Origin of the sequence: Methylobacterium pseudosasicola, assembly GCF_900114535.1 — a bacterium.
GTDB classification, from domain to species: domain Bacteria; phylum Pseudomonadota; class Alphaproteobacteria; order Rhizobiales; family Beijerinckiaceae; genus Methylobacterium; species Methylobacterium pseudosasicola.
On the sequence record NZ_FOTK01000092.1, the window covers coordinates 1 to 8,038 of the forward strand.

Genomic DNA, 8,038 nt, shown 5'->3' on the forward strand with positions numbered 1-8,038 from the left:
TTGGTAATGAAGAGGTCGAGAGTTCAATCCTCTCTCGCAGCACCAGATTTCCTGAAACCAGCTTCGTCGATCCAAGGTCTGCTCGGGCTATGGCCTGAAGCCTTGCGTTGATCATTGGACGTGCAGCACGGATCGAAGGCCGGCTGTGATCCGGTGGCCCTGCTGTCGTAGGTGGGGCCGCGCGCCGATGCATCCGGGGGATGGTGCGGACGTGAACACGACGGCCCTTTTCACGATGGTGGGCATCGTGCTCGGCTGGGTAATCCTGGCCGGGATCGCGCTGTTTTCCGGGCGGATCGCCAGCCTCGCATTCCTGATTCTGACGGTGGTGGCTCTCTTCCTCTACGTGCCCTGGGTCCGCCTGCGCGCCAGCGGGATCGAGGGCTCCAGCCGGCCGGTCCGCTTCTGGACGAACGTCGCGATGCTCGCGGTCAGCCTCGCGGCCTGTCTGGCCCTGGCCGTGATGCTGGCGCGGCGGACGGGGTTTCTGTAGCCGGTCGTCCGCCGCGCTGCGTCAGGTGCGTCGCGTAGGCTCGCCCCGGCCTCAGTGCTTCGTCAGGCTGTCAACGGTCTCGTCCTGCCCGACCGTGTCCGAGAACCGCGCGAGGCGGCTGACGCTGGGCTCGTTCAAGCCGCCGGCATTGGCGAAGGTGGCCAGGGCGATGCCGACCAAGAAGCTGGCCTCCTCCGCGGTGACGGCCCGGCCGCTCAGCGTGCTGGCCGCGCCGCGCACCGCGAGCACGGCCTGCTGGAACGCCGGGTCGCTCTGCAGCTCCGCCAATCGGGTCATGTGGGCTCTCTCCTGGATTGGGTTGGGATGTCGTGGTCTCGCCAGGGCGTCGTCGCCCAGAGCCAAGGATCGTTCAAGCGTGGCCGTGCTGGCGCCCGGTATCCGGGCGGGTCTCGGCGTCGATGTCTCGGGTCGAAATCGGGCAATCCACCATCATAAGCGCAAGGGTGGCGGGTCCCGCATCTTGGATCAAGTTTCCAGCCGCTGGCCTGCCGGTCCGTGGTGAGGCGGGAAGGCTCTCGCTGGATTTACATCTCCGGCCGTCGGAAGCGTCTCGTATCATCGAGGGCGTCGGATCGCAGCAGCCCGGCTTTCGGGTGACGGCCGGTAAACCCTTCCGCGTAAGGATAGCCGGGCATCCGTCCAGCCACAGGGTCGTTGTTCCCGCATGTCGTCGCGCTTGTTGACCCACGGAACCGTCCTGCTCGGCCTCCTGCTGGTGCCCTGGCCGGCACAGGCGCGGACGGGCGTCACGCCCGCGGTGCGCAATTGGCTGTCCGCCCTGGTCACGCGGATCGACGCCGTCGATCGCACCGACCGGCGCGGCGAGACCCGCGGGGCCGCCGGCACCGTGGTGGTGCGCGTCGCGATCGCCCCCGACGGATCGGTGCGGCAGGCCGAGATCGAGAGCAGCTCCGGCTCGCCCGGTCTCGACCGGCGGGCGCTCCGGGCGGTCCGGGGTGCCAGCCCGTTCAAGCCGCCCCCGGCGGAGCTGCTGGCCGAGACCGGGGTCGCCGATCTCAGCGTCCCGGTGCAGTTCGGCCCCTGAGCTGCGATAGCCGCGCTGGCTGGCATCGCTCGACCCGTCGCCTTCTCGGCGATTCGTCTTGGCGTAGCTGCAACCTGAAACTTTCTCCGGAGCGTCTTCGTTGTGGCCCTCGGCGCAGGTCGCGCCCGGGAGGCTGCGCGTGAAGGACGCATTCGTGAGACTGCGCCGGGTGGATGGCAGGAAGCCGCCCCTCCCGGTCGTCGTGGCGTCGCTGATCGTCTCGATCGGGATCTGGGTGGTGATCTGTCACGCTGCCGGCCGGATCGTCTGGACCTGGTGAGCGGCTTCACCGGTCGGGATGCGGGCCGGCGCCGAGATAGGCCCCCACCAGGAAGCCGGATTGATGCGCCGCCAGATAGGCGAGCAGAACCAGCGCCTTCCCGGCATCGAGCGTGGAGGCGAGTGCCCAGAGCGGCAGGCAGACCACGGCGATGAGCATCGAGCTCGCCATCACCATCGGGGCCCGGTAGCGCCAGCCTTCCAGAACCCCGGCCGCGAACAAGAGGGCCGCGATAAGCAACAAACAGGACCCTATTGACTGCAATAGTAAGGATTACGCTCCAATCCTATACGAGCTGCAATATTAAGAAACCCAAATTTAATGATGCGCGGCGGCTGTGATGTCCGCCTGCGTTTCGGCAGGGCTAGGTCGATGGTGTCCCGCCCCGCCGTTCCGACGCCGGACCGGTCACGGCAGCACGAAGCCCGCGACGCCGTAGACCAGGGCCGCCACCAGGGCTGCGGCCGGCATGGTGATGACCCAGGCGACCACGATCCCCTGGGCGACGTTCCAGCGTACCGCCGATACGCGCTTGGCCGCGCCGACGCCGATGATCGCCCCGGTGATCGTGTGGGTGGTCGAGACCGGGATCCCGAACGCGGTGGCGGCGAAGAGGGTCACGGCTCCTCCGGTCTCGGCGCAGAAGCCCTGCATCGGCGAGAGCCGGGTGATCTTCGAGCCCATCGTGTGGACGATGCGCCAGCCCCCGAGCAGCGTGCCGAGCGCCATGGCGGTCTGGCAGGAGAGCACCACCCAGAGCGGGACGTGGAACGCGCCGCCCCCCTCCCCGTGCGCGTAGAGCAGCACCGCGATGATGCCCATGGTCTTCTGCGCGTCGTTGCCGCCATGGCCGAGGGAATAGAGCGAGGCCGAGACGAATTGCATCCCCCGGAACAGCCGGTCCACGGCATGGGGCGTCGAGCGCACGAAGATCCACGACACGGCCAGCATCAGCAGAAGCCCGAGGCCGAAGCCCAGGGCCGGTGAGAGCACGATGGCGGCGCTGGTGGCGATCACGCCGGGCCAGACGATCGCGCCGAGGCCCGCCTTGGCGATGCCGGCCCCGAGCAGGCCGCCGATCAGCGCGTGCGAGCTCGAGGACGGGATGCCGGCATACCACGTGATCAGGTTCCAGCTGATCGCGCCGCCGAGCGCGCCCAGGATCACCCGGTCGGTCACCATCGTGACGTCGACGATGCCCGATCCCACCGTGCTGGCGACGTGCAGGCCGAAGATCAGGAACGCCACGAAGTTGAAGAACGCCGCCCAGATGACGGCGTAGCGGGGTGCGAGCACCCGGGTCGACACGATGGTGGCGATCGAATTGGCCGCGTCGTGCAGCCCGTTCAGGAAATCGAAGACCAGGGCGACGGCGATGAGGACGATCAGGAGCGTCACGCGACCGACTCAGACATGCTCGACCACGATGCTGCTGATCTGGTTCGCGACATCCTCGAACCGATCCATGACCTTCTCCAGGTGGTCGTAGAGTTCGGACCCAACCACGAAGGCCATGGGATCCTGCCGGGATGCCTTGAACAGGGCCTTCAGCCCGGCATTGTGGAGGTCGTCGGCCCGGCCTTCGAGCTGGATGACCCGCTCGGTCAAGGTGTTCAGCACGGCGGCGTTCTCGCCGAGTGCCCGCAGCTTCGGCAGTGCCTCGGCGGTGGCGGCGGCCGCCTCCTGGATCACCGCGCCCATCTCGCGCATCGACGGCTCGAAGGCGGTGACCTCGAACAGCTGCACCGTCTTGGCGGTCTTCAACATCTGGTCGATGGCGTCGTCCAGGGAGCCGACCAGGGCCTGGATGTCGCCCCGGTCGAACGGGGTGATGAAGGTCCGGCGCACCGCCAGCAGGGCCTCCCGGGTGATGGTGTCGGCCTCGTCCTCGTGGTCGGCGATCGCCTGGCAGGCCAGGGGCACGTCCTCCGTACCGTCGAGCAGAGCCCGGAGTGCGGCCGCGCCGCCCACGATCGTCGCGGCATGACGCTCGAAGAGGTCGAAAAACCGATCTTCCCTCGGCATCAACGCACGAAACCAGCCCAGCATATAACGTCTCGGTTCGAGGACCAGTATCCGTGCGACTTCGATGGACCCGAGAGGCCTAGCATGGCGGTCGGTGAACTGCATCAGGGTCCGGAGAGAAGACGCGCCGCCTGGCTGGATACGGATGGGCGGTTCTGACCGGCACGGGCTGACGCCGACCGGTTCATTGACGAAATCGATTTCTAATATCGATCCGATCTGTTTGAAACATGATGCAGTGCAGCGCAGATATCGTCTCGACACCGGGCTTCGGACCCGGACAGCAAGAGGCACCGACACCATGACCCTGCGACCCTTCCTGATCGCCACCCTGGCTTCCCTGCCGATGATCAGCTCCGCTCTGGCGGACGAGGCCATCGCCCTGACGCCGCCGCTCTACCGCGAGCAGGCCCGCGCGACCTCCGCCCAGCGTCCGGCGACGGAACTGGCGACCACGCCGCGCCTCGTCCCGGCGGCTCCGGCCGCGACCCGCGTCGTCACCGCGACCGCGCTGCCGACCCGCTGATGCCGGCCGGCTTCCCACCGAAGGCATGTTCCGGATCTCAAGCCGGAACTGCCGCCGACGCTTCGCGATCGCCGCGGCCAAGCGGCTGCGGCGATCATTGGACCAGATAGGCCGGATCGAACTGGGCCAGGTGCTTGAGGCGGGCGCGGTCGATGATCGTCAGCCGGCCGGCCTTGAGGTGGATCAGCCGCTCGGCGCGCAGATTCATCAGCACGCGGTTCACATGCACGGACGTCAGGCCCAGCGCGTCGGCGAGATCGTGCTGCGTGATGCGCAATTCGTAGCTGTCATCCGTCACCTGCCCGACCTCGGCGAGCCGCCAGCGCAACTCGCAGAGGAGATGCGCCGTGCGCTCGATCCCATCCCGGCGGCCGAGGCTGACGATCCACTCGCGGGCGATGGACTCGTCCCGCCGCAGGCGGCGTTGCAGAGCCGCCGCCAGAGCCGGATCGTGCGTCGCCGCGAACCGCGACAGCGGGATCTCGCCGAGCGTGCAGCGGGTGAGCGTACTGACGGCATAGCTGGAGCGCCCCGCCAGGAGCGCTTCCAAATCGCAGATGTCGCCCGGGACCAGGATGGCGGTGATCTGGCGACGGCCGTCCTGTAGCATGCGGTAGCGGCAGGTATGACCGGCCAGCAGGAGGTGAGCGGTGTCCGGCGTGGCACCCGGTACCAGAACCTCGCTCTGCTTCGGAACCAGGCGTTCCCGCAGCGGAAAGTCGAATTCGGTCGTGAGATTCCTGGGTGGGGTCGCGTAGGCCGCCATGTCGGCCGGGCGCGCAGTGAGCATCCGTTCGGTCCAGTCTATCAGCGATGCGTCCGCCGCGTATCAATCCAATAAAGATCGACGGATCTATATGTATACAAGCCCGCATGATGGGTTTCGATCAGATTTAGACGGTCGGTTGTTTGCTGTGTCCGAAATCGTACCCTTGTTTTCGGCCTATATTTTTGTGTGGAATAGTACTATGTTTTCATGATTGTTCGCCGAAACTTTCGGGCGCGGGCGACTGGGAGACCGCGTGCTCTTGCCCTGATTGGGAGCAGAGCCATGCTTCAGCTTCAGCAAGCCGACATTCGCAACCGTCTGCTCGGTGCCCTGGCGCCGGAGGACTTCACCGCTCTGGCCCCGGCTCTGGAGCGCTGGCCGCTCCGTCTTCACGACACCCTGTTCGGCGCCCATGAGCCGCTGTCGCACGCCTATTTCGTCGAGACCGGCTTGGTCTCGCTCGTGGCCGCCACCGAGGGCGGTCGGATCGAGATCGGCCTCGTCGGCCGGGAGGGGCTGACCGGCGTGCCGCTCGTGCTCGGGACTGACCGCGGTCCCTTCCTGGGGATCGTGCAAGGCGGGGGCGAGGCGCTGCGCATTCCGGCTTCCGCCCTGCGCGAGGCGCTGCACGCGAGCCCGAGCCTGCGGGACGTCCTGAGCCGCTACGCCCTGAGCCTGATGATCCAGATGGGCTACACGGTCTACGCGAGCGCCGAGCTGAACGTCGAGGCGCGGCTCGCGCGCTGGATCCTGATGACCCATGACCGGCTGAACGTCGAAGCGATGCCGCTCACCCAGGAATTCATGGCGATGATGCTGGGCGTGCGCCGCACCGGCGTGACCGCCGCCCTGTATGTCCTGACCGGCGCCGGCATGGTCCGGGCGAGCGAGGGGCACATCACCGTGCTCGACCGCGACAAGCTCAAGGATCTGGCGGGCGACACTTATGGGCCGGCGGAGGGCGAGTACGAGCGCCTGCTGACGGAAGCCTGAGCTCGGACAGCCGGAGCGCAGCCCCGGTCTCAGGTCGAGGCGCCGCGCCAAGCCCTGGCCCGCGGCCTGCGCCTCCGATTCCGAGGGCCCAAATTTTGGGCGGCCGCCCGGGCGTGCCGAATTGCCCCTCCCCCCTCATTCGGATCGCAGCCGCCAAGAGCCGAACTGGGGGCTAGGATTGTCGTCCAGCGAGCCGATTCCCCGGGCCGGAGTGGTCCCTGCAGGCGGCTCCCCCAGCGATACGGCGGCTGCAGGTCAGGTTGTGAAAAGTCCCGACGGTATCGCAGCCTGTGGTTGAGCTGACTCATGTCGCCGGCGGCAGGAATATAAGCGCGCGATGGGCTGGGGCGTGTCCGCAACTGTCAATGCCCAATATGGTATCGGACGAAGATGATCTGCATACGGCAAAACCAGCCTTCCGAATGCTGCCGAAATACCAATCTTGACAGTGCCGCAACCACGTACGTATTGTTTCCACAGCGTTAAATATAGGAAAATATAACTGGACGGGTTGTCTCGCCGCAGGCGCCCCGAATCCACGTAGGCAAGCTTTCTTGTGCTGCGATCGAAGAATCGCGCCTTGCTGCAAGTCTGGGGGAATATTCATGGTCGACTTGACCGGTTACAAGCTAACCTTCGACGAAGAATTCAACACGCGCAGTATCTCGCAGACCGGTGCAGGTACAACCTGGGCGGATATCCGTGCCCAGGATCGCGGCGACGCGAACGCCGATGTCGGCTTCGGCCACTCGTCTTTCGTGGACAAGGGCTCGGGCTATGACCCGTTCCAGGTTCAGAACGGCGCTCTGTCGATCACCGCGGTGCCGGACAGGACGTCGTCGGGCGTTCCCGGCAGCTGGGAATCCGGCCTGCTGACCACGCAGGGCAACTTCTCCCAGACCTACGGGTATTTCGAGGTCCGGGCCGACTTCTCCGAGCAGGTGGGCGCCTGGGATGCGTTCTGGCTGTTGCCCAACCAGCAGACGCCGGATCCGCACAATGCGGGTCAGCACCAGGAACTCGACGTCGTCGAGCGGTACGGTGATGGGCCGAAGACCGTCTACAGCACGATCCACACCACGGACCAGACGCCGAATATCCCCTGGCAACAGAATCGCCAGGTCACCAGCGAGATGCCGAACCAGAACGGCTATCACACCTACGGCATGGACTGGCAGGCCGACCGGATCAGCTTCTACGTCGACGGTCAGCTGGCCGGATCGCAGGCCACTCCCTCGGATCTGCACAGCCCGATGTACATGCTGGTCAACTTGGCCACGCAGGGTTCGGGTAGCAACAACGCCGACGTCGCCGGTGTGCCGATCACGTCTAAAATTGACTACGTTCGGGCCTATTCGAAGGCTCCGACCGCCGTCGCCGTCAAGCAGGATGCCGTATCGAGCCCGGACGGCAAGGATCCGGGTTTGTACGGCGCCACCTCCGCGGCAGCCGCATCGACAAGCACGACCGCCACGGCCAGCGCTACGACTACGACCACGAGTGCGGCCCCTTCGAGCAACACGACAGGTGCGGCGAGTTCGACACCGTCGACCACTTCGTCCCAGGGCGCCAGCAGCGCGGCCGCCGGTTCTGCTGCGACGACGACCGGCGTGACGAGCAAGCCGGCGACCGGTTCGACGACTGGCAACACCTCGGGGGCAAGCAGCTCGACCGCCGGCACGACGACCACGACCCCGAGCTCCACCGTCTCGACCGCTCCGGCCAGCGCGACCGGCGCGACGAATTCGGCGATCGGCAGCACGACGACGGGTACGCGCCCCGCGGCGGCCACCAGCGCGACATCCCAGGCTGCAGCCCCGTCGACGGGCTCTGCCGGCACCACAAGCCCGACCGCGAGCGCCACCGTATCGCCGAATCCGGCAGGC

Annotated in this window: 11 protein-coding genes; 6 read left to right on the forward strand and 5 right to left on the reverse strand. The window is 66.7% G+C overall.

Features of this window, described 5'->3' with window-relative positions; genetic code table 11:
* The first annotated feature begins 211 nt into the window (after positions 1-211).
* Positions 212-493, forward strand: a complete 282-nt coding sequence (locus BM228_RS32685; RefSeq protein WP_092047422.1) for a hypothetical protein — start codon at positions 212-214, stop codon at positions 491-493.
* Positions 494-544: 51 nt separating this feature from the next.
* On the opposite strand, the gene BM228_RS32690 is transcribed toward BM228_RS32685, so the two are convergent.
* A complete protein-coding gene (locus tag BM228_RS32690) occupies positions 545-790 on the reverse strand; it encodes a hypothetical protein (RefSeq protein ID WP_092047424.1) in 246 nt (81 codons plus the stop codon).
* Between the two features lie 403 nt (positions 791-1,193).
* Between BM228_RS32690 and BM228_RS32695 the strand changes: the two genes are divergently transcribed.
* Complete coding sequence (locus BM228_RS32695; RefSeq protein ID WP_244537435.1) at positions 1,194-1,559, forward strand: energy transducer TonB family protein; 366 nt, start codon at positions 1,194-1,196, stop codon at positions 1,557-1,559.
* A gap of 139 nt (positions 1,560-1,698) precedes the next feature.
* Entirely contained in the window at positions 1,699-1,839 is a 141-nt protein-coding gene (locus BM228_RS32700) for a hypothetical protein (RefSeq protein ID WP_167367906.1), read from the forward strand.
* Positions 1,840-1,845: 6 nt separating this feature from the next.
* Here BM228_RS32700 and BM228_RS32705 read toward each other — a convergent pair whose 3' ends face one another.
* From BM228_RS32705 to BM228_RS32715, 3 genes are all read right to left on the reverse strand, one after another.
* Positions 1,846-2,079 carry a hypothetical protein gene (locus BM228_RS32705; RefSeq protein WP_244537436.1) on the reverse strand — a complete coding sequence of 78 codons (234 nt, stop codon included), beginning with the start codon at positions 2,077-2,079 and terminating at the stop codon, positions 1,846-1,848.
* A 168-nt stretch (positions 2,080-2,247) separates the two neighbouring features.
* The gene (locus BM228_RS32710; RefSeq protein ID WP_092047431.1) at positions 2,248-3,237 is read right to left on the reverse strand and encodes an inorganic phosphate transporter; all 990 of its coding nucleotides are present in this window, start codon (positions 3,235-3,237) and stop codon (positions 2,248-2,250) included.
* Between the two features lie 9 nt (positions 3,238-3,246).
* Complete coding sequence (locus tag BM228_RS32715) at positions 3,247-3,888, reverse strand: DUF47 domain-containing protein (RefSeq protein ID WP_092047433.1); 642 nt, start codon at positions 3,886-3,888, stop codon at positions 3,247-3,249.
* Between the two features lie 277 nt (positions 3,889-4,165).
* On the opposite strand from BM228_RS32715, the gene BM228_RS32720 reads away from it, so the two are divergent.
* Positions 4,166-4,390: a hypothetical protein gene (locus tag BM228_RS32720; protein WP_092047435.1), complete on the forward strand. Its 225-nt coding sequence runs from the start codon at positions 4,166-4,168 to the stop codon at positions 4,388-4,390.
* A 94-nt stretch (positions 4,391-4,484) separates the two neighbouring features.
* Here the strand turns inward: BM228_RS32720 and BM228_RS32725 are convergent, their stop codons facing one another.
* Positions 4,485-5,180, reverse strand: a complete 696-nt coding sequence (locus BM228_RS32725) for a Crp/Fnr family transcriptional regulator (RefSeq protein ID WP_092047437.1) — start codon at positions 5,178-5,180, stop codon at positions 4,485-4,487.
* 261 nt (positions 5,181-5,441) lie between these two features.
* On the opposite strand from BM228_RS32725, the gene BM228_RS32730 reads away from it, so the two are divergent.
* A complete protein-coding gene (locus BM228_RS32730) occupies positions 5,442-6,152 on the forward strand; it encodes a Crp/Fnr family transcriptional regulator (protein WP_092047439.1) in 711 nt (236 codons plus the stop codon).
* A gap of 605 nt (positions 6,153-6,757) precedes the next feature.
* Positions 6,758-8,038, forward strand: a 1,281-nt coding sequence (locus BM228_RS32735; RefSeq protein WP_139234338.1) for a glycoside hydrolase family 16 protein, incomplete at its 3' end; no start/stop codon positions are given.

Bases quoted from the DNA above. Each gene is read 5' to 3' on its own strand.
- BM228_RS32690 (WP_092047424.1), bottom strand. From the start codon at position 790: ATGACCCGATTGGCGGAGCTGCAGAGCGACCCGGCGTTCCAGCAGGCC.
- BM228_RS32715 (WP_092047433.1), bottom strand. From the start codon at position 3,888: ATGCTGGGCTGGTTTCGTGCGTTGATGCCGAGGGAAGATCGGTTTTTC.
- BM228_RS32720 (WP_092047435.1), top strand. From the start codon at position 4,166: ATGACCCTGCGACCCTTCCTGATCGCCACCCTGGCTTCCCTGCCGATG.
- BM228_RS32725 (WP_092047437.1), bottom strand. From the start codon at position 5,180: ATGCTCACTGCGCGCCCGGCCGACATGGCGGCCTACGCGACCCCACCC.
- BM228_RS32730 (WP_092047439.1), top strand. From the start codon at position 5,442: ATGCTTCAGCTTCAGCAAGCCGACATTCGCAACCGTCTGCTCGGTGCC.